Origin of the sequence: Bizionia paragorgiae (assembly GCF_900107625.1) — a bacterium.
GTDB lineage: Bacteria > Bacteroidota > Bacteroidia > Flavobacteriales > Flavobacteriaceae > Bizionia > Bizionia paragorgiae.
Genome location: NZ_FNQK01000012.1, coordinates 1 through 18,940 on the forward strand (window position 1 = coordinate 1; position 18,940 = coordinate 18,940).

The 18,940-nt window shown below is 33.4% G+C and carries 21 protein-coding genes and 1 pseudogene; 12 read left to right on the forward strand and 10 right to left on the reverse strand.

Annotated elements, in window-relative coordinates; all coding sequences use genetic code 11:
- Window positions 1-89 precede the first annotated feature (89 nt).
- The 7 genes and pseudogenes from BLV64_RS09605 to BLV64_RS09635 all read left to right on the forward strand — a co-directional run bounded on the left by BLV64_RS09605 (window position 90) and on the right by BLV64_RS09635 (window position 8,896).
- Window positions 90-1,661, forward strand: coding sequence for an IS1182 family transposase (locus BLV64_RS09605; protein ID WP_245705875.1), 1,572 nt, complete (start codon window positions 90-92; stop codon window positions 1,659-1,661).
- Between the two features lie 48 nt (window positions 1,662-1,709).
- Window positions 1,710-2,255 (forward strand): hypothetical protein, encoded by a 546-nt coding sequence (locus tag BLV64_RS09610; RefSeq protein ID WP_143034144.1) that lies wholly within the window; start codon window positions 1,710-1,712, stop codon window positions 2,253-2,255.
- 179 nt (window positions 2,256-2,434) lie between these two features.
- A complete protein-coding gene (locus BLV64_RS09615) occupies window positions 2,435-2,869 on the forward strand; it encodes a hypothetical protein (protein WP_092134575.1) in 435 nt (144 codons plus the stop codon).
- On the forward strand, window positions 2,869-4,140 hold the full coding sequence (locus BLV64_RS09620) for a DUF6575 domain-containing protein (protein WP_092134578.1): 1,272 nt from the start codon (window positions 2,869-2,871) through the stop codon (window positions 4,138-4,140). The genes BLV64_RS09615 and BLV64_RS09620 overlap by 1 nt, the downstream gene beginning before the upstream one ends.
- Before the next feature lie 324 nt (window positions 4,141-4,464).
- Window positions 4,465-4,617 (forward strand): annotated as a pseudogene (locus BLV64_RS14735) (transcriptional regulator).
- Window positions 4,618-4,648: 31 nt separating this feature from the next.
- Window positions 4,649-6,253: a site-specific DNA-methyltransferase gene (locus BLV64_RS09630; RefSeq protein WP_092134581.1), complete on the forward strand. Its 1,605-nt coding sequence runs from the start codon at window positions 4,649-4,651 to the stop codon at window positions 6,251-6,253.
- A gap of 3 nt (window positions 6,254-6,256) precedes the next feature.
- Entirely contained in the window at window positions 6,257-8,896 is a 2,640-nt protein-coding gene (locus BLV64_RS09635) for a DEAD/DEAH box helicase (RefSeq protein ID WP_092134584.1), read from the forward strand.
- Window positions 8,897-9,141: 245 nt separating this feature from the next.
- On the opposite strand, the gene BLV64_RS09640 is transcribed toward BLV64_RS09635, so the two are convergent.
- From BLV64_RS09640 to BLV64_RS09680, 9 genes are all read right to left on the reverse strand, one after another.
- Complete coding sequence (locus tag BLV64_RS09640; RefSeq protein WP_092134587.1) at window positions 9,142-9,390, reverse strand: hypothetical protein; 249 nt, start codon at window positions 9,388-9,390, stop codon at window positions 9,142-9,144.
- 54 nt (window positions 9,391-9,444) lie between these two features.
- On the reverse strand, window positions 9,445-9,642 hold the full coding sequence (locus BLV64_RS09645; protein WP_092134589.1) for a hypothetical protein: 198 nt from the start codon (window positions 9,640-9,642) through the stop codon (window positions 9,445-9,447).
- A 51-nt stretch (window positions 9,643-9,693) separates the two neighbouring features.
- Window positions 9,694-10,020, reverse strand: a complete 327-nt coding sequence (locus BLV64_RS09650) for a hypothetical protein (protein WP_092134592.1) — start codon at window positions 10,018-10,020, stop codon at window positions 9,694-9,696.
- A 24-nt stretch (window positions 10,021-10,044) separates the two neighbouring features.
- Window positions 10,045-10,278 carry a hypothetical protein gene (locus tag BLV64_RS09655; RefSeq protein WP_092134595.1) on the reverse strand — a complete coding sequence of 78 codons (234 nt, stop codon included), beginning with the start codon at window positions 10,276-10,278 and terminating at the stop codon, window positions 10,045-10,047.
- The gene (locus BLV64_RS09660; protein ID WP_143034145.1) at window positions 10,260-11,090 is read right to left on the reverse strand and encodes a hypothetical protein; all 831 of its coding nucleotides are present in this window, start codon (window positions 11,088-11,090) and stop codon (window positions 10,260-10,262) included. Before BLV64_RS09660 ends, BLV64_RS09655 begins: the two co-directional genes overlap by 19 nt.
- Window positions 10,990-11,859, reverse strand: coding sequence for a DUF1376 domain-containing protein (locus tag BLV64_RS09665; RefSeq protein WP_092134600.1), 870 nt, complete (start codon window positions 11,857-11,859; stop codon window positions 10,990-10,992). The genes BLV64_RS09660 and BLV64_RS09665 overlap by 101 nt, the downstream gene beginning before the upstream one ends.
- Window positions 11,860-11,870: 11 nt before the next feature.
- Window positions 11,871-12,155 (reverse strand): helix-turn-helix domain-containing protein, encoded by a 285-nt coding sequence (locus tag BLV64_RS09670; RefSeq protein WP_092134603.1) that lies wholly within the window; start codon window positions 12,153-12,155, stop codon window positions 11,871-11,873.
- 66 nt (window positions 12,156-12,221) lie between these two features.
- Window positions 12,222-12,752 (reverse strand): hypothetical protein, encoded by a 531-nt coding sequence (locus BLV64_RS09675; protein ID WP_092134605.1) that lies wholly within the window; start codon window positions 12,750-12,752, stop codon window positions 12,222-12,224.
- A 145-nt stretch (window positions 12,753-12,897) separates the two neighbouring features.
- The gene (locus BLV64_RS09680; protein WP_245705894.1) at window positions 12,898-13,086 is read right to left on the reverse strand and encodes an ATP-dependent Lon protease; all 189 of its coding nucleotides are present in this window, start codon (window positions 13,084-13,086) and stop codon (window positions 12,898-12,900) included.
- An 83-nt stretch (window positions 13,087-13,169) separates the two neighbouring features.
- Between BLV64_RS09680 and BLV64_RS09685 the strand changes: the two genes are divergently transcribed.
- A complete protein-coding gene (locus BLV64_RS09685) occupies window positions 13,170-13,892 on the forward strand; it encodes a LexA family transcriptional regulator (protein ID WP_092134608.1) in 723 nt (240 codons plus the stop codon).
- A gap of 36 nt (window positions 13,893-13,928) precedes the next feature.
- On the opposite strand, the gene BLV64_RS09690 is transcribed toward BLV64_RS09685, so the two are convergent.
- Complete coding sequence (locus BLV64_RS09690) at window positions 13,929-15,209, reverse strand: site-specific integrase (protein WP_092134611.1); 1,281 nt, start codon at window positions 15,207-15,209, stop codon at window positions 13,929-13,931.
- A 436-nt stretch (window positions 15,210-15,645) separates the two neighbouring features.
- Here BLV64_RS09690 and BLV64_RS09695 point away from each other — a divergent pair, with 436 nt between their 5' ends.
- From BLV64_RS09695 to BLV64_RS09710, 4 genes are all read left to right on the forward strand, one after another.
- A complete protein-coding gene (locus tag BLV64_RS09695; protein WP_092134614.1) occupies window positions 15,646-16,086 on the forward strand; it encodes a PepSY-like domain-containing protein in 441 nt (146 codons plus the stop codon).
- 192 nt (window positions 16,087-16,278) lie between these two features.
- Window positions 16,279-17,352, forward strand: coding sequence for an AOC03_06830 family ribosome hibernation factor (locus BLV64_RS09700; RefSeq protein ID WP_245705895.1), 1,074 nt, complete (start codon window positions 16,279-16,281; stop codon window positions 17,350-17,352).
- A 28-nt stretch (window positions 17,353-17,380) separates the two neighbouring features.
- Window positions 17,381-18,190, forward strand: coding sequence for an SDR family oxidoreductase (locus BLV64_RS09705; RefSeq protein WP_245705896.1), 810 nt, complete (start codon window positions 17,381-17,383; stop codon window positions 18,188-18,190).
- A gap of 93 nt (window positions 18,191-18,283) precedes the next feature.
- The gene (locus tag BLV64_RS09710; RefSeq protein ID WP_092134619.1) at window positions 18,284-18,922 is read left to right on the forward strand and encodes an HdeD family acid-resistance protein; all 639 of its coding nucleotides are present in this window, start codon (window positions 18,284-18,286) and stop codon (window positions 18,920-18,922) included.
- The last annotated feature ends 18 nt before the right edge of the window (window positions 18,923-18,940 follow it).

Here is an 18,940-nt window from a genome sequence, read left to right on the forward strand (position 1 = left end):
ACCGTCAGACTGTCTCAAAACTTAATAAGTTTGTTGAAAACTCATTGCACTCTCTTTAGATGCTGCCTTGGTTATTTGTATCTTAAGGTATGGAATATCAACAAGGAGAAAACCGTCAACAACTCGCTTTATATGCTAGCTGTTTGGACGACATGGTCCCGCAAGACAACTCGGTACGCTTTATCGATCAGTTTGTAGAAAGCATCGACCTACAGGAGATGGGGTTTGAGCCTTTACCCTCTCAAGGAAGACCACCGTATAACCCTGCAGATTTATTGAAATTGTATATCTATGGCTATATGAACCGTATGCGTTCCTCTAGACAATTAGAAAAAGAATGTCATCGTAATTTAGAAGTAATTTGGCTTTTGAAAAATTTAAAACCAGATCACAATACCATTGCGAGATTTAGAAAAGAAAACCCTAAGGCCATCAAACGTGTTTTTCGTTACAGCGTTGAGATTGCCAAAAACTTTAACCTTATTGGAGGATTGTTAATTGCTGGAGATTCTACAAAACTTCGGGCACAAAACAGCAAGAAAAACAATTACAACAAAAAGAAAATTGAACGGCATCTGGCCTATATCGAGGATAAACTCAAAGAACACAGCCTCGCATTAGAACAAGCAGACGGAGATAAGGCAGAAGCGCTCAGCACAGAGATAGCCAAGCATAAAAAACACCACAAGAAATACACCCGTATCAAACAGGAGCTCCAGGCGGACAAAACTTCGGAAAATCCGCAATTATCCACATCAGATCCTGATAGTAGACACCAAATTGTACGGGGAATGATCACTGAGGTTTGCTACACACTTCAAACTACTGTGGATGATCAAAACAAAATACTTATCGATTACAAACTAACCAATCAAAACGATAAGAAAGCCATGGGCATGATGTTGCGCCGGGCCAAATCCATTTTACGAACCAACAAGTTTACCGCCCTTTACGACAAAGGCTATCATACCGGAAGCGAGTTTTGTACGGCCCATCAGCTAGACATTAAAACGCTTGTGGCCATACCCGCCATTGGGCGTGCTAGCCAGGCACCGCATCCGAAGTACAATGCCGAGAATTTTATATACAATCAAAAAACCGATACCTACACCTGCCCCGAAGGACATAAACTAACCAGTAACCAAAGCCACTATAAAACAAGAAACTACACTTTTAAACAGTACAAAACCAAGGCGTGCAAAGGTTGTTCAGTTCGCAGTTTATGCACCAAGGCAAAAAACGGAAAAATTGTTCAACGCAGTGAGTACGCCCCATATATAGAAGCTAATGCCCATCGAGTGACCCAGAACAAACAACGCTATAAACAACGTCAGGCGCTGGTCGAACACCCTTACGGCACCTTAAAACGCCAGTGGGGCTTTGATTACATAATTACCAAAAGAAAGATAGCCGTGGCTTCGGCAGATGCCGGCTTGATGACCCTTGCCTACAACCTTAAACGACTCTTTAATCTCGGTGTAAAGTTCGATATAACGGCCGTTTGCGCTGCGCTCAATTCGTTTTTAGGGGTTATATTGCTTGCTATAACCCAATTATCCACTCAGGAAGCTTTAAAAATCGCATTCCCGAGAAATTTTATAAAATTCATGAAATACGGAAATCTTAACCCTGCAACTGAATTTAAAAGAAAATTAGTGTAGTTTTGAGACAGACTGCCGTTGTGCGCAATTTGACCAAACCATAACATATTGAAAAAGACTTTAAATAAAATATTATTCCCGTTCAATGTTTTTATGACAGCATTTGGACTAATTAACTTTGGAGATGATATTTTCCCAGCTTTCGTAAAATGGGTTGATTTCATAAAATACGGATTGGATTTTGTTGCAAAAATTCGAGATATAGTTTTAATTCCATTGACTTTTCCGATTGACAAACTATTCGGACTTGAATTATTGGATTGGTATAAAAGTTATCTTTTCATCGGACTTTTATTCTTGAACACATTTAATTTTTCATATAAAAAAATTTGTGGGCATTTTAGTTCAAGTTCAATGATTACTCTTTGCTTTGGCGAACAAAAATGGAGAGTAGCTTTAATGATTTTATTGAGAATATTTGTTTGGCCAATATTCATCTTGGAATTAATTCGTCATTACATGCATGGACATCATAAGAGAAAACATAACGTTTATACACTTTGGGGAAAATATTTGTTTTGGGTAGATATAACTACATTACTCATAATTTTCCTGAATTGGATTTGGATTAGAATAATGTTGAGTTTTGAATAAAAAACCGAGCATAACAATGTGTAATCTCAATTATGACACATTCAACTACGTACGAATCGACTCGAAATTGCTAAATTCAGTGCTGAACCGAAAACTAATAACTTAAAAGCCGTAACTGACGGTGATAGGAGAACGTAATGCGGAAATGACGAGATATTATCAATATATTGAAAAATCATATGAATAAAGTCTACAAATACCAAACTGATTTTGATCAAATCAAAAATATCTGTAACTGTCCACAATCAGAATATTTTGAGTATTCCGAAAAAGAATCATTCAGATTTGTTTTTTCGGACAATGCACATCCAAACAATTTTCTTCCACCAGCAAAGATTAATCCGAAAAGGTTTCTTTCAAAATCAGAACTGGAGAGATGCGAAGCATTGGGTTTATCAATGTATGGAAAAAAATCAGGTGCAATTGATAAATTTAATGATTTGATAGCTACCTTTAAGAACTTTAAAAAAGTAATTGGTACACATATTGCAATTGGTATAATTGAAAAAGAAGATGGGCATATCACTGACGAAGACGAAATAACTCACTTTGATATGTACGAATTTAAAGATATTGATTTATCAAAGAAGTTTAATATAATCGAAGAGTTATAATGGAACAGGTTAAAGAAACACTCATACCGAAAAATTCTTTACCAAAGATGATTAAGATTAAAGACTTAATCTACTTTGACGGTCCATTATTATCTCACTTTGAAACTATTTATAATGAAAACTTTTTGTTCTATTGGGTTGATACTAATCAAGATTTTAATCGATGGTTAATTTTCAGAACATCAGAAGAGCTTCTAGATAAATATCTTGAAAAGAAGAAGTCACTTCTCGAGCTTATGACTGACGAAAATATTGGTAATTTTTATAAAGTAGATATTGACAACGATTTAAATTACAACAATTTATCTATTATCGAATTTAAAGATATTCCAGAATCTTATCTTCCAGAAAAAAATAGTTTTTACAAATTCCAAAGTATTAATTCAGATGACGAATTAAAATATATTTCAGAAAAGCAAAATGTTGGAGTTTTACAAGCTTACTATAATGAATCCTCAAAAATTGGGAAAGGCACTATTGAACTCGAAATTTTAGCTGAATCCTTAAATGATTTTAGCAAGATAAATAAAGGAATAAGGAAAGCGTTTATAGTAAAGGAAAGATCTAATTTTAATAAAACAAAATCAAAAAACAGTCAAAATAAATTTGATGAACAAGCAGTTCTACAAGCTTCTTCTTTTCATTATTTTGGCAATACTTCAAGGTCATTTGGAGCATTATTTAAACCTGCTTCACAACAATCTAATTTCCCAAGTTTGATTAGTGTAGAAGATAGGTATGTTGAGTTTTTAGTAAAGTTTTTTCAGAGTTCATCTGATAAAAATGAATTTACTGCGTATATAAAAGATGTTGATAAAACGGTAATTGATAGTTATAAAAAACTATTAGGAATAATTAAAAAATCTAAAATTCAGTTTAATTTAAATTATCAAAATAGCACGTCCAATTTCAATACTTCAAAAAAAATAAGTTATTCTTTAGCTGGAGATATTTTAAACAATATTAATGATTTGGTTTATGATAATTCCAGAGATGTCTATTTAACAGGTCGATTTACTGCGTTAAATCTCAAAACAGGTCATTATACTTTTGAAAGTGTTAGTGAAGAACAAAAATTGATTGAAATTTCGACTGGTTACCTTGATAGTGATCGAAGAGAGATGTCTTGGAAGATAAAATGGGAAAAACTATATAATGTAGTCATAACGAGAAAAGAAGAAAAGAAAACTGGACACAAAAAGATTAAAGAAATTGATACTTTAGTTTCATTTTGCGAAATAGAAGGTCTTACTTTCAATGAACAAGAATAGGCACTGCAAACAATATCATATATAGTTTATTGCTGGCTTCTCGCCTACTGGCGAAAGCCCTCTTGAACTTTTTTGCTTGTGATTATTTAACAATAGCAGCTAATCCGGTACAGTCCCATTTTCCATAAACTGAAAATACAAAGTGATGTAAATCATATTTATTTTCTTGCTAATGCTCAATTCCAACGCTTGACAAAAAAAAGAGCTAGCCCTTTCCGAGCACACATACTCACCTTTAGAATATTGACGCTTTACATCCTATTTATTGAGATAAATTAAAATACTTGACTATTTTAGTGGCAGAAAAAGAACACCTGAAAGGAAGTGCTGGATCCGAAAGGAGTTAAACAAAATTGGTTGGTTGAAAAACTGGGCAAAAGCTACAATATGGTAAATGCTTGTGCTTAATAGAGACAACAACCGGGATTGGAAACCTTAATGGATATTGCCAATATTTTAGATCTGGACGTGAAATAATTAATAATACCTAATAAAGAGAATAAAGAATATGCCAACACTTAACTGGATAGGAAAAGATAAAGTAGTTAGCCACCACCAAGATGTGCCATTCAGAGTATTGGAACATAAATATGGTTTTACAGCTAAAAATGGCGACCAAACTGAACCAACGGAAAGCGGAAATAAAATAATTCACGGAGACAATTTAGAAGCTCTCAAAAGTTTATTGCCAGAATACGAAGGAAAAATAAAGTGCATCTACATTGACCCACCATATAACACAGGAAATGAAAGTTGGGTGTATAATGACAATGTAAACCATCCAAAAATTAAAAAATGGTTGGGAGAAGTTGTTGGTAAAGATGGAGAAGATTTAACAAGACATGACAAATGGTTATGTATGATGTATCCAAGATTACAGCTTTTGCATAAGCTTTTAGCGGATGATGGAGCAATATTTATCTCTATTGATGATAATGAGCAAGCCAACTTGAAGTTGATATGCGATGAAATATTTGGAATAAGAAATTATATTGCAACATTAGTCTGGAAAAAGAAAGCAGGCGGAGGAGCTGATGCTAGATTTTTTGCTAATGATCACGAATATTTGTTATGTTATTGTAAGAATATAACAAATCAAGATAGGTTTTACACAGGTCTTTCAGAAAAATTGAGGCAAGAATATAAATACAAAGATGATAATTTTGAAAAATACGGAGCTTATAAAAGAAAAAACTTACATCAAACAGGTATAGATTCAAACCGTCCTAATTTAAACTATGAAATATTAATGCCAGATGGAACTATCAAATTGCCACCAACAATTTGGAGATGGAGTAAAGAAAAGTTTGAAAGTGAACTATCACTGGGTAAAATCGACTTTGTTAAGAATAGAAAAGGAGAGTGGCAAGTATATACAAAAATGTATCAATTTTCAGATGATGGACAAGAATACAAAACTAAACCAAGATCAATCTTGCTTGAAAATGGATTAACAAGAGATGGAAATATAGAACTAAAAAATATTTTTAAAAGTAAGGTATTTGACTATTCAAAACCCTCAAAATTAATAATGCATTTGCTAAATATTATTTCTAATAAAAACTCAATTATTCTTGATTCTTTTGCTGGTTCAGGAACAACAGCTCAAGCAGTTTTAAATTTAAACAAACAAGATGGTGGTAATCGCAAGTTTATTCTTGTAGAAATGGAAGACTATGCTAATGGCATTACTGCTGAAAGAGTAAAGAGAGTTGCCAAAGGTTATGGCAAAGACAAAAAAGCAGTTGAAGGTACTGGTGGGACTTTCGATTTTTATGAATTAGGCTTACCGATTTTTGATGATAATCAAAACTTAAACGAAGAAGTCTGCACAGAAAAAATACGAGAATACATTTGGTTTTCAGAAACAAGAACACCTTTTAAACCTCCAAAAGAAATTAATTACTTTTTAGGCAAAAAAGATGATTCAGTTTATTATTTCATCTACGAAAAAAGCAAACTAACAACTTTAGATTTTGATGCTTTAGAACTTATAAAAAATAAAGGAGAACAATATGTTATTTATGCAGATAACTGTTTGCTTCCTAAAGATTTTATGGCTAAAAATAATATCATATTCAAAAAAATACCAAGAGACATTACAAGATTTTAAATTATGGAATTAAAAAGCTACCAACATAAAGTAATAGAAAATCTTGAGGAATATTTAGTATATGTTCAAGAATATAAAAATGTATCGCTCGCATTTAATCAATATTGGGAAGATAAGATTGGGCCATATAATCCTTTGGATAATACAGGAATGCAACCTTACAAAAATAACATCCCAAATTCAGCACACGTTTGTATAAAAGTGCCAACAGCTGGCGGAAAAACCTTTATTGCTGTAAACGCTCTACATTCTATTTTTTCAGCTTACGATACAAGTAAAACAAAAGCAGTTATTTGGTTAGTTCCTTGGAGTAATTTATTACAACAAACTGTAAACGCTTTATCAAATCCAGAGCATCCTTATCGCCAAAAGCTAAATGCTCTTTTTAATAATAAAGTTGAGATTTACCAAAAAGAAGATTTATTGCAAGGTTCAAATTTTAATCCAACAGTTGTAAAAGAACAATTGAGCATTTTTGTTTTGAGTTTTGCAAGTTTAAGAGCAAAAAATAAAGAAGACAGAAAAGTCTATCAAGAAAACGGACAATTAGAATCTTTTGTTCCACAATACGCAAATAGAAATCACCTTTTAGAAGATGTTGACGACACAGCTTTAATAAATGTAATTAGAAGTTTGCATCCTGTTTTAGTGGTTGACGAAAGCCATAATGCAGAAAGTGATTTGAGCGTAGATATGCTAAAAAACTTAAATCCATCATTCATTTTAGATTTAACAGCAACACCAAAAGACAATAGTAATATTGTGAGTTTAGTTCCTGCAATAGAATTAAAAAAGGAACATATGGTTAAACTTCCTGTTATCGTTTACAACAATCACGATAAAACAGAAGTCATAAACAATGCTTTGCATTTACAACGCAAATTGGAAAACTTGGCAATAAAGCAAGAAAAAGATGGCGGTAAATACATTCGCCCAATCGTTTTATTTCAAGCACAACCAAAAACAAAAAACGACAATACAACTTTTGAGAAACTAAAAGAACAATTATTGAGTTTAGGTATTCCCGAAAATCAAATAAAAATCAAAACAGCGAATATTGATGAACTTAAAAGCATTCCAGATTTACAGAGTAAAGATTGTGAAGTTCGTTACATAATTACAATAAATGCTTTGAAAGAAGGTTGGGATTGTCCTTTTGCATACATCTTGGCATCATTGGCTGACAAATCAAGTGCAGTAGATGTTGAACAAATTTTAGGTCGTGTACTTCGTCAACCTTACGTTCAAAAACATAAAGCATTTCAATTAAATCTTTCCTATGTGCTAACAGCTTCGGCAAAATTTAATGACACTTTGCAAAGTATTGTTGAAGGTTTAAAAGCATCTGGATTTAGTGGGAATGAACACAGAGTTTCAGATAAAATGACAGAAGAAGAAAAACAACAAGAAGTTGTAAATCCTGTTGATTCTTTTCTATTTCCAGAGCAACAAAAAGAAACTGAAGAAGAAACAATTGATAAAGGGCGTATTTCTTTTGACCCAAATGCGAAAGAAGAAGACATTGAAGATACTTCTGTAATTACAGAAATAGAAACAATGGCAGAAGAACAAAACAAAGAATTAGAACAGCAAATACAGGAGCAAGAAAAACAACCAGTTGACGAAAATATTTTTCAAGAAATGGGAGATAAAGTAAAACGTTATCGAGTAAAAGAAGCAAATAAAGAAATTATTGATAAAATAGATTTTCCTCAATTTTTTCTAAAAGTAACAGCAAGTGACATTTTTGGTACTGACCAAGAATTATTGAACAGAGAATCTTTATTGAAAGATTTCAAACTTTCAGATGAAGATATAAAAATTGACTTTGACAAAATCTCATCAGATTTATATAAAGTAGATTTAACAGAAACTGTAAAAGATAATTATACACCAGATTGGGTGAAAATTGAAGAAAGTCAAGTAAAAGACCCAATTGCAGAATACATTTTAGCCAAACCAAAAGATGCCCAAATAAGCGATATAACGCACCAAATTATGCAGATTATTGGAAATATGTATCCAATTCCAGACCAAGAAATTAAAGTTTATGTTGGTAGAATTTTAAAAGGAATGAACGCAGAACAAATGCGTGACATTTTAGTTAGAAAATGGAGTTATACCGACAAAATAAAAGCACACATTAGAAAATTATCGGACGCTTACGCAGAAACGAGGTTTATGGATTTAATTAAATCAAAACGAATAACTGCAAAAGAAAACTGGAAATTAGGAAAGGAAATTGTTCCTGGAAGCGTTGGTTCTTCAATCGGAAACTCATTGTACGAAAAAGAAGGAACAATGAATAATTTTGAGGAAAGAGTAATAATGGAAATCGGAACTTCTTCTAATATTGAGTTTTGGCATAGAAATTTAGAAAGAGGAAAAGGATTTTACATCAACGGATTTAAAGCCAATCATTATCCTGACTTTATTTTGAGAACTAAATCTGGAAAAACAATTTTAATAGAAACGAAAGGAGACCATTTAGATGGTTCTGACAGCGAAGGAAAATGCAGACTCGGAAATGAATGGGAAAGACTAGCTGGACACGACTTTTCTTATTTTATGATTTTTGATAAAAAGGAAGTTGATGGAGCATTTACATTGGACAAGGCAAAGGAATTGATAAGTGCAATGTAATAGAGCATAAAGGGCTTCCTCGTGTCTTGTAAATTAAAAATTGCTTTTATACCAAATTTGGAAAGATTGCTTAAATACCAGTTACTAACAAGATGTGAGAAGTACTGATGTAATAGGCTATCCTATGGGTTTTTGAATATTTGCGAATTAAGCCATTTGTTTTCATAACTTTGTAAAACTAAATTTGAGTGCTATTTAAATTGTATTACCCCGAATCCAACCCCCATTGGCTTCGGGTTTTTTAATTAATAGACTTCTGGTATGTAGCCTGGAAAATTAGTGTCATAACCGGCTGGCATCCCTTCAATACTTAGAAATTTCACAAATTGTCTGTTTGAGAGTTCTTTGTCGGTGTTGGGTTGACCATCTTCGTTTAGAATTTCATTTATAATATTTTTCTGGCGTTCGGAATATCTTTTTCCGTATAGCCTATAAATTTGTCCTTTTGTTGGGGTCTGTGGTAGTTTCTTTAGTTTTGTGGTGGTTGTTTCCATATTTTAAATTTGAGGGTTGTATTAAGCGCAAATGCTAAGTTTCGCGCCCAATGATTATAAGCCTTTTTTTGCGTGCCAAACAAATGTTTTTTCGGTGTGGTCCGGCACCAGGTTTTTATGTCGTTCGTTCGGGTGTTTTTTTAAAACGCCGCTTAAAGCTTCGTTTTCGTTGTATTTGTAAAAACCTTTAATGCGCTTGTAGGTTGGTCCTTGTAGTTTTCCGTGCTTTTTTGTTTTGTTTTCTTGTGACATTGTCATTTAATTTTACACTTATTTAAAATGGGCTAAGTGGTTGCCTTTGGTTTACTTTGAAAGGTTAAATAGTTTGTTAAACGAGTTATTTGTTAGTAAATTAAACTCATGAAATGGAGGTTTTTTACTAGACCATTTTGTTTTTGCTGTTAGGTAATCTTTATTTGAGATTCCTGATTTTTTGCGTTCTACAATCTCTGTTATTTCGTAGCAAGAAATATTTTCAGCTGAATATTGCCCCACAATAATATCACCAGTATTTATTGGCTGATTCTTGTTGACAATGAATTTTATTTCGTTGTTTTTATTTCTTTTTGTTGGTTGCGTTTCCCAAATAATTAGATCGCATCCTGCCTGATTTTGTAGTAAATTATTCATTGCTCTTGTTGGTATTAATGTTAATTATTTAGTTCTGTTTTGGTTTAACTCGGTTACTATTCGAACATTTAAAAAATAGGTATCTACTTTGTTTGTCCAGAAATCTAAACCTCGGTTTGCGGTTAGGTTTAAACCGTATTCTATGTGTTTTATGTTTGTGGAGTTTAAAACTAGTTTTTGTTGTATTTGGTTTAGTTTTTTAAAAGCCTTGGTTGCACGTATGTCGCTAGGGTAAACTGTTATGGTTTTTGGATGCATCGTTCTTTTTTTATGAGATTATCGAAATAGTCTTTTAGGGCAATGCGCTTGCATTCGTTTTGAATGGCTTCCTCTTTTGGTTTACGGTTGCTTTTTCCGTTTAACACGTCTAATGCTTTTAAAATTTCGTTTTTATGGGTTGGGTTTAGGTTGCTAATGGCTTGCTGTCTGGTTTTTTTTCTGTAGTCTGCTGTTGGGTTGATTTCTTTTTTATCGAATAAGTAGTTGTATAAGTAATTTACACCTACAGGTATGGTTTTAAATGTTTTATACTCGTTGTAAACACGTTCTAGGCCTAGTTTTAAAGCGTTTTCCTTTTCTTTTGGAGTTAATTCTTTTTGCTGGTTTTGGGTTGTGGTAATAGCGATCGGTATGTTGTTTTCTACTCGGGTTTGTTTTAGCCATTGTTTGTACTTTTCTAAAACTGTGCTCACGTAATCTGCATCAAATAGCTGATAATGCTTAGTTTTAGAGCTGTACACGCCGTATCTTTCGAGTTTAAAGGCGTAATCTATCTCCTCTAGAGAAAGGCCTTTAAAACGCATTAAAATCATTTCGGCTATATCGGTTTTGTTGAATTGGCTAATTGGGTCTTTAATGCCGGATAGGTTTGCGATTCTTGTGAACAACATCGATAAGCCTTGTGAAACTGTTGTTTTATCTAGGTTTCTTATTTTTTCTAATTCCAAAACCTTTTTTGCAAATGCGACTTTACTCAACTTCCCAACCGCGGCTATTGCTGTCGATAGTTGCTGCTGTTTGGCGGTTAATTGTGAGTTCTTTGTCTGTGTCGTTGTGAGTTGATTTTCCATTTGGGGTGTTTAGTTTAAAAAATCCTTTCCAACCATTTTCTATGCTCTGGTTGATGATTGAAATTGCTTCTTGGTGGTTGTAGTTAGCCAACTCGGCTATTTTTTTTAATGCTGCCTGTTCGGATATTGTGGATTTGTACTTAAATCCAAACTCTGATCTTTTAAAATCCTTCCAGAGTTCCCAGCTGTTTAGAAAACTAGAGTTGTTAAAAGGGAAATTGAGTGTTTTTGTTTTTTCTTTTTTAACTTCATCTTTATTTCTATTTATATCTTTAATTTCATCTTCATCTTCATTTTCTAAATGCTTAAGCATAGCTTCAAGCATAGCTTTAGGGGTTTTGATTTTATTAAGCCAATTAGTGTTAAAGTCCTCGTTATTACTACATGTTTGAGAGGTTAGCGATTTTAGTTTTTTTACTTCGGTTTTGGTTAATTCTTTGTTAGCTCGCTTCCAAAACTGTCCAACAATGCCGTTTACAGACTGCTTTTTAGAGAAGTTTTCGCGCTCTTCAATCACATTTTTGAGCTTTTTGTTATACCACCCTTTATCGCATAGCTTAAACTTAGCTTGTAGGGTAGCTTGTAGGGTAGCTTCATCTACACCAGAGCAATACATTTTTACTCGTTTTAAATCGTTGGGTATGTAGCCGCCGTTTTGGTGTTGGTATATCATTAAATCAATATAGCAGGCTCTTTCTTCGGGGAGCATCATTCTTGTGCCTTCGTAGAAGTCTGTGCTATAGAATAAAAATGCAGGGTCTTTTGACATGATGTTTGGGTTTAATCGAATTCGTTCATTTTTTGCAAGGCGTTATATACGTCGCTTTGTTTGTAGCGTACTTTTGTGCCTATTCTAAATGCCGGTATAATGTCGTTTTTTGTGTATTTCCATAGCGTTACAAGGGAGATGGATAGAAGTTTTGCTGTTTCTTCTCGGGTTAATAGCTTTTCGCTGTTTTGTGTGTTTTTCTCGTATTGAGAAAGCAAGTGTTCTAGGCCTAATAAGATTTCATTTTTAAAATCTTCGTTATTAGTGTTTTCTATTTGTAAAATTTGTTTAGTCATTGTCTGTAGTGGGTATTAATAGTTAAACAGGTTGCTGTAGGTTGGTTGTTTTTAGGTTGTGTGGTTTTATTGGTTGTAAACTTGGTGTTCTTGGTCTACAAGTTGCTTTTTTAGGTAATTGGTAAATAGGTTTTTTTCGGTAAGTGAGTATTCTTTGTTGCGTTGTACTTGGTGTATAGAGTTTTGTAATTTCAATACTTTAGATTTTAATCTAAGTTTATTAGGTCTAATAGTTTGGTTTAAGCTTCTGGAGGCTGTTAGTATGTTGAAATGGCTTGTTATATAGGTTTTAAGTTTGAACGGGGGTGTTTGCGCTAGGAATACAAAGTGTATTCTGCGCATAATGATGTTTAAGTCTCTTAGTGCGTATTGTATGAAACTGATGTAATCTATATTGATATTATTAGTGTAAACTAAAACAACGTCTGTGTTTCCTTTTATCGCTGATCCATAAGTTAGTTTTGGGTTTATTGTTTGGGTGTTGTAAATGTTTATAATGCTTATGCTGTTTGCGTTGCCTGCGATTTTGGTGAAGTAGGTGCAGTTGTCTATTTCTAGTTCATTGCCTACTATTATGGTGTGTTTATGTTTTTGCATTTTGATTGGTTGGTGTTAGGTTGAAAACAGGTTGCTGTTTTGTTATTTGTGGTATTGTTTTTGAAAGTGATTATTTACTGTTAGTAACATCTATAAATTGTTATGAAAAATGATAAATCGGTGAATGGCTAAATTGGATAATTGGTTATATGTCAATAAGGTTGACTTCTTCTTGTAGAAGTTCTTTAGCTCTTTTTCTAATGTCCTTGGCTAATTTGGATTGTGTAAAATCTTTTAATGCGCTATAAATGGTTTGTCGCGATTTTCCAAATTCGTCTCTTAGTGTTTTTAAATGCTTCTGAGATAGAGTGATTTCGTTTCTTATTATTTCCATATCTTTACAGTTGTTATGTGCTTATGCAAATATAGTACGCAAATTGAATATAAACAAAACATTTTGAGGATAATTTACGCATTATGAGTAGAGAAATTGATAAAAACTTGATTCTTAACGATTTAAAAAGTCATTATAATTTTAAGAGTAGTGCTGAATTTGCTAGATTTTTAGAAATAAAACCTCAAACTTTGGCTTCTTGGTACGCTAGGAACACTTTTGATATAGATTTATTGTACGCAAAATGCGAGGGTATTGATGGGAATTGGTTGTTGTCTGGAGAAGGTGAAATGATTCTCGAAGAAGGGGAAGACAATATGAAGTCTGTTAAAAATGGTGAGCCAAACGCAGTTTTTAAACTTAAAAGCGACAACGAATTAAAAGATCAAGAAATTCCGTTATATAATATTGAAGCTGCAGCAGGATTGGTGAGTCTTTTTCAAAGTAATAGCGACAATAAGCCAATAGATACTTTGAAGATTCCAAATTTGCCAAAATGTGATGGGGCTGTTTTCGTCACTGGAGATAGTATGTACCCACTACTTAAAAGTGGAGATATTGTAGTTTATAAGCAAATTAATGATTTCAGTTCAGATATATTTTGGGGCGAAATGTATTTAATTTCGGTAGAGGTTGCGGGTGAGGAGTATATAAGTGTTAAGTATATTCAAAAATCTGATCTAGGAGAAAGGTATATTAAATTGGTTTCTCAAAATCAACATCACCAGTCTAAAGACGTGGAGCTTAATAAGGTTAGAGCAATGGCTTTGGTTAAGGCGTCTGTACGTATTAATTCTATGGGTTAGGTTTTATATATCAAGACCAAAAAAAAAGGTTGCAAATTATTGCAACCTTTTTTCTTTATCTTCAATTTCTTTCTTCCATTGTTTGGTAATAACCTCAATATGTTCTTCGTTTGTTGCTTTAACATATTGTAAAAATTGCTTTTCAGATTTATGTCCTGTAGCCTTCATTATTAGTCTAATGTCGATGCCTTCTTTATATAAGTTGGTAGCTAGGCTTCGTCTGCAAGTATGACTGCTAACCAATTCCCATTTTTTGTAAATACCTTCTTTTTTGCGTTTTGTAGTTTCGTCTATTTTAGATCCAAAAGTATCTGAATTTATACCAACCTCTTTAGCAACCTCTTTTATGTACTTATTGAATTTTTGGTCCGAAATAGCTTTTGGTAAGTCTCCGTTACGTTTTTTTAAAACTTGATTAACTTGGGGGTGAATTGGTATATGTAGGTTTTGGTTAGTTTTAGTTGTTGTAATGTTTATACTATCTTTAAGGAGGTTTTTTTCTGTAAGTTTTGAAATATCTGAAATCCTTAATCCTGTACGTAAACCAATTATAAATAAATCCCGGGCATTATCCAGTCTGTCAGAGTTGCTAAAGTCGTGTTTAAGGATTTTATCTATTTCTTTATTATTTAAGTAAATGTCGAATGTTTCATTTTTTGGAGCGTAAAAATTTTTATGCTTGTAAATGGGGTTAATCGGCAATGCGTCGAATTCAATATTGCGGCAAAAGGTTTTTATTCTACCTATTAAAACGCCAGTAGAATTGTTGTTTAAATTTAACGTGTTTTTACAATAGTAAATAAAATCACGATGGAAATCTAAATTAATGTCTTCGTGTCTATATCTTCTTTTTTTATACTTTTCGAATGCTTCTATTTTTAGTTCTGCGGACTTATAGTTTTTAATAGTGTTTTTAGATAGGGCTTCTCCGTTGTGAAGTTGTTTGTCTAATTTTAAAACATATTGCTTTATCCAGTCTAAAAAATATGTTTTATGACCTTCATCAATAGTTTGTCTGTCAAAAAATGAATTTACATTTTCTTTAAGCCATTTTTTTGAAATAGATACGTTATTATTGTAATCTTTATTGTAGTTTTCTATTATAAACTTCTCTAGTTTTCCTAGTTTGTTATTTATAAAATCTACGTTCTTAGTGGTTGCTGAAACTTTTAATCTCTGTTTAGGTTTAGACCATTGATTAAATTCAACGCTTAATCCTGTTTTAGTTTTTTGATCAATTCTATTACTATCCCAGAAGCGAATGTAAATGCTACAATATTTTTTTGCGCCTTTTATAACAAAGTATTTAACGTTCATTTTTTTTGCCGAATATTTGCCGAAAATAACTAATTATTTTTAATTTCGTTTAATAGTTGTTAACTAAAGTCATCTTCAAAAGTTCCTGTAACCCTTAATAAGTATATGTAATCATCTTATAATAATCGAAATTAAATAAACGTGAATTAAGGTCTTTAACTTCCGCCTTGAGTACAAGTAAACCTCGAAAGACTATTGTTTTTCGAGGTTTTATTTTTTTAAACCCCTTAGTTTTAATCCTGCTATTATAACTAAGCGGTTCTAGCGTGATTTCACTTTTATAATCCCCTTTTTAATGCGTTCTGCTTAATAGTATTGGTAAATAACACCTTCTTTAATAATGTAAAGGTAAAGATTAACAATACATTAGCATATTTTAGTTCGTTTTGTACCGAACTAATCGTATCTTTATAATTAATCATTAAATAGAGATGCAATGAAAAAAATTAAGCTTTTAGTAGTATTCTTATTTGTTAGTGTAATGGTAAACGCTCAAGAGGTTATCCACACCCAAGTTCCAAGTACGTTTACCGAAGGCTTACTGCAAGCTTACCCCGATGCAAAAGACATAGAATGGGAGCGTAGTAATAATGATTACAAAGTGGCCTTTAAAAGCGGACTCTTAGAGCGGAAAATTTACTTTAATAGAAATGGAGACCAAGTTAAGATTGAAGCCGAAATGTCTAAAACGACGCTTCCAACTAAATTAGCTAATGCGATTAGAAAAGATTACGCTGGCTATAAGATTGACTCGGTACATTCTATTTATAAAAATGGGATCGCTACTTACGAAGTTGTTTTAGCAAAAGAAGGGTGGGTTCAAGAAGTTGAACTAACCTATAGTGAGGCTGGGAACCTTCTGGATTCTAAAAGTTAAAACCGCGACAAATCCTTCTAGACCTTATTATTCTGTTTAACGTGTTAAATAAAGCGTTTTACAAATACCGCTATTAGACTTCTTAGATCTTTACGGCCCTAGTCAATAATAAGATCTTTCTATAAAGATTTTTCAATCTACAAAATTGAAACCTACACCATGTATTTATTAATATATTAAAATTTTAAATTTATGAATGCCACATTAAAAAAACTAAAAAATATAAGTTCTGAAAACTGTATCACCATTATAATGAACACCCACAGAACAAAACCAGGATATTTACACGATGAATTAACGCTAAAAAATCTAATCAAAGAGGCCGAAAATAGGCTTGTTGAAGATTTGCCAAAACCTGAAGCTACACGTTTAGTAGAGCAATTAAAAACCCTTGCGGCGCAAATAGACTACGATCAAAATTTAGACAGTTTGGTACTTTTTGTTAATGAGGATATTGCGGAGTTCACAAGGTTACCGGTCCAGGTTACAGATCGTGTGGTGATTGATACTACGTTTTCGACAAGAGATTTAATTCGAGCTATGCACAAAGCTTCTAATTATTACGTGTTGGTTTTGAGTCAGGAAAAAGTACGACTTATAGAGGCTTTTAACGATAAGGTGGTTAAAGAAATTAAATCGCCTTTCCCTATCGAGAACACACAATTTACGACGCGTAATACTGCAGAAGCGTCTAATGCTTCACGGCAAACGCATTTAAAAGCCGAGTTTTTTAACCAGGTGGATAAAGCAGTTAATGCGATTAGAAAACAAAACCCATTGCCAGTATTAATTTGTACGGTGGAAGAAAATTTCTCTGAATATTTAAAAGTAGCCGACGAAAAAAATAGTATTTTTAATGTGTTTCTGAATAAGAATAGAGTGTTTGAAAAAGATCATGCTATTGTGTCTGAAGCATGGAAAATTGTAGCGGATTATAATCGTGAAAGGAGTATTCAGCGTAAAACAGAATTGCTTAAAGCGGTTTCCGAGAACACGTTTTTGAGTGATACTTTCGAAATATGGAATGCGATAAAAGAAGGGCGCGTGGAAACCCTGTTCGTTGAGAATGAGTTGTATCAACCTGCAATTGTAAGTGAAGATGGTATTTCTTTTGTGTCCGATTACCAGCGTAATGATTCAAATGTAATCGATGATATATATGATGAAATGATGGAAATGAATATGGATTTTGGAGGCGATGTTGTATTCCTACCACAAGGGGAATTAGCGAAATTTAACGGCTTTGGAGCCATAACAAGATATTAATTTATTAAAATAAACAAGAGAAATGAGTATGCAAAAAGAAATAATAGTGATTACTGGAGGCGCTGGGGGAATTGGTCAAGCTTGTGCTCAAGCGTTTAAAGATCACCCTATAATATTAACCGATTATGCGCAAGGACAAGTTGATGCTGCAGTAGAAAAGTTGTCTAAAGATGGTTTTGATGTCTCGGGTGTGGCTTGCGATATTACCGATAAAAAGGATCTCGAAAAACTGATCCAGTTTGTTTCTAGTAAAGGTGCATTAAAAGCATTAGTTCATACCGCAGGAGTTAGTGGTACTGTTACCGATTTAAGAAAAGTTTTTACTATCGATTTGGTGGCTACAGAGCTCTTGGTGGAAGCCTTTTATGACTTAGCCGAAAAAGAATCGGTAGCTATTTTATTGTCTTCAATGATGGCGCATACCGTGCCTAGTAATCCCGCTTATGATGGAGCGCTTGCCAATCCTCTAGAGTCAGATGCCTTTGATATTGTTAGTGGATTTGTAAATAACAATTCCGATACCATGTATAATTTTGCGAAGCGTGGTGTGCAGTTGTTAACGCATAAACATGCTAACAAATGGGGTGCTAAAGGAGCGCGAATAGTATCGGTATCGCCGGGTGTTATAGAAACACCAATGGCATTAAAAGCCGCAGAAGAACATCCAGAGCGTATGGAAGGTATTAAGAAAGCCACGCCGTTAAAGCGTAACGGACAGCCAGAGGATGTAGCTCAAGTGATCTATTTTCTAGCTAGCGATGCAGCCTCTTTTATAACGAGTACCGATATATTAGTCGATGGAGGGGTGATCCATAACATAAAAAAAATGTCAAAATAATAACGCGTTTTGATGGTGTTACAGAAATTGAAGGGCAGCTGTCCGTTAGTGTAACCACCACATAAACCTATAAATAAAACGTATTAAACAACTATGCAAACACTATTTTTAAAAACGGTAAAAGATGTTATCAAGTATTGGTATATTCCTTTATTGGTAGGGCTCTTTTTTGTTGTGGTTAGTATTGTCACTTTCTCATCGCCTATGAGTTCGTTGCTAACCCTCTCTGTTTTATTTGCTTTGTCTTTTATTTTTGGAGGGCTTTCGGAAGCTGTATTTTCATTTTTAAACAGAGACCGATTGGAAAGTTGGGGGTGGACCTTAGCCTTTGGCGTGGTGACGGTTGTTGTGGGTGTTCTTCTCTTGTCTAATCCGGCATTATCTATTACAACACTTGCTTTTTATATCGGATTTATTATTTTATTCCGATCGGTTTCTGCGATTGGATTTGCTATGGATATAAAAAAATACGGTAGTAGGCATTGGGCAGGCTTATTAATTTTGGGTATTCTGGGGGCAGTTTTCTCGTTTGTCCTTATTTGGAATCCTGTTTTTGCTGGCTTAAGTGTGGTGATGCTGGTGGCCTTAAGTTTTTTTACGGCAGGACTTTTTAGTATGGTCTTGGCTTTTCAGCTGAGGCAATTGCACACATCCACTAAAGCGTTGTCAGCACAATTAAAAGAGCGCTATGATGCTTTAGAACGAGATATTCGAGAAGAATGGTCGGAATAACAATACAAGATAAAAATC

What these genes read in the sequence shown, in the direction of transcription:
- BLV64_RS09605 (WP_245705875.1), top strand. Translation starts at nt 90, where the DNA reads ATGGAATATCAACAAGGAGAAAACCGTCAACAACTCGCTTTATATGCT.
- BLV64_RS09615 (WP_092134575.1), top strand. Translation starts at nt 2,435, where the DNA reads ATGAATAAAGTCTACAAATACCAAACTGATTTTGATCAAATCAAAAAT.
- BLV64_RS09620 (WP_092134578.1), top strand. Translation starts at nt 2,869, where the DNA reads ATGGAACAGGTTAAAGAAACACTCATACCGAAAAATTCTTTACCAAAG.
- BLV64_RS09630 (WP_092134581.1), top strand. Translation starts at nt 4,649, where the DNA reads ATGCCAACACTTAACTGGATAGGAAAAGATAAAGTAGTTAGCCACCAC.
- BLV64_RS09635 (WP_092134584.1), top strand. Translation starts at nt 6,257, where the DNA reads ATGGAATTAAAAAGCTACCAACATAAAGTAATAGAAAATCTTGAGGAA.
- BLV64_RS09640 (WP_092134587.1), bottom strand. Translation starts at nt 9,390, where the DNA reads ATGGAAACAACCACCACAAAACTAAAGAAACTACCACAGACCCCAACA.
- BLV64_RS09645 (WP_092134589.1), bottom strand. Translation starts at nt 9,642, where the DNA reads ATGTCACAAGAAAACAAAACAAAAAAGCACGGAAAACTACAAGGACCA.
- BLV64_RS09650 (WP_092134592.1), bottom strand. Translation starts at nt 10,020, where the DNA reads ATGAATAATTTACTACAAAATCAGGCAGGATGCGATCTAATTATTTGG.
- BLV64_RS09655 (WP_092134595.1), bottom strand. Translation starts at nt 10,278, where the DNA reads ATGCATCCAAAAACCATAACAGTTTACCCTAGCGACATACGTGCAACC.
- BLV64_RS09660 (WP_143034145.1), bottom strand. Translation starts at nt 11,090, where the DNA reads ATGGAAAATCAACTCACAACGACACAGACAAAGAACTCACAATTAACC.
- BLV64_RS09665 (WP_092134600.1), bottom strand. Translation starts at nt 11,859, where the DNA reads ATGTCAAAAGACCCTGCATTTTTATTCTATAGCACAGACTTCTACGAA.
- BLV64_RS09670 (WP_092134603.1), bottom strand. Translation starts at nt 12,155, where the DNA reads ATGACTAAACAAATTTTACAAATAGAAAACACTAATAACGAAGATTTT.
- BLV64_RS09675 (WP_092134605.1), bottom strand. Translation starts at nt 12,752, where the DNA reads ATGCAAAAACATAAACACACCATAATAGTAGGCAATGAACTAGAAATA.
- BLV64_RS09680 (WP_245705894.1), bottom strand. Translation starts at nt 13,086, where the DNA reads ATGGAAATAATAAGAAACGAAATCACTCTATCTCAGAAGCATTTAAAA.
- BLV64_RS09685 (WP_092134608.1), top strand. Translation starts at nt 13,170, where the DNA reads ATGAGTAGAGAAATTGATAAAAACTTGATTCTTAACGATTTAAAAAGT.
- BLV64_RS09690 (WP_092134611.1), bottom strand. Translation starts at nt 15,209, where the DNA reads ATGAACGTTAAATACTTTGTTATAAAAGGCGCAAAAAAATATTGTAGC.
- BLV64_RS09695 (WP_092134614.1), top strand. Translation starts at nt 15,646, where the DNA reads ATGAAAAAAATTAAGCTTTTAGTAGTATTCTTATTTGTTAGTGTAATG.
- BLV64_RS09700 (WP_245705895.1), top strand. Translation starts at nt 16,279, where the DNA reads ATGAATGCCACATTAAAAAAACTAAAAAATATAAGTTCTGAAAACTGT.
- BLV64_RS09705 (WP_245705896.1), top strand. Translation starts at nt 17,381, where the DNA reads ATGCAAAAAGAAATAATAGTGATTACTGGAGGCGCTGGGGGAATTGGT.
- BLV64_RS09710 (WP_092134619.1), top strand. Translation starts at nt 18,284, where the DNA reads ATGCAAACACTATTTTTAAAAACGGTAAAAGATGTTATCAAGTATTGG.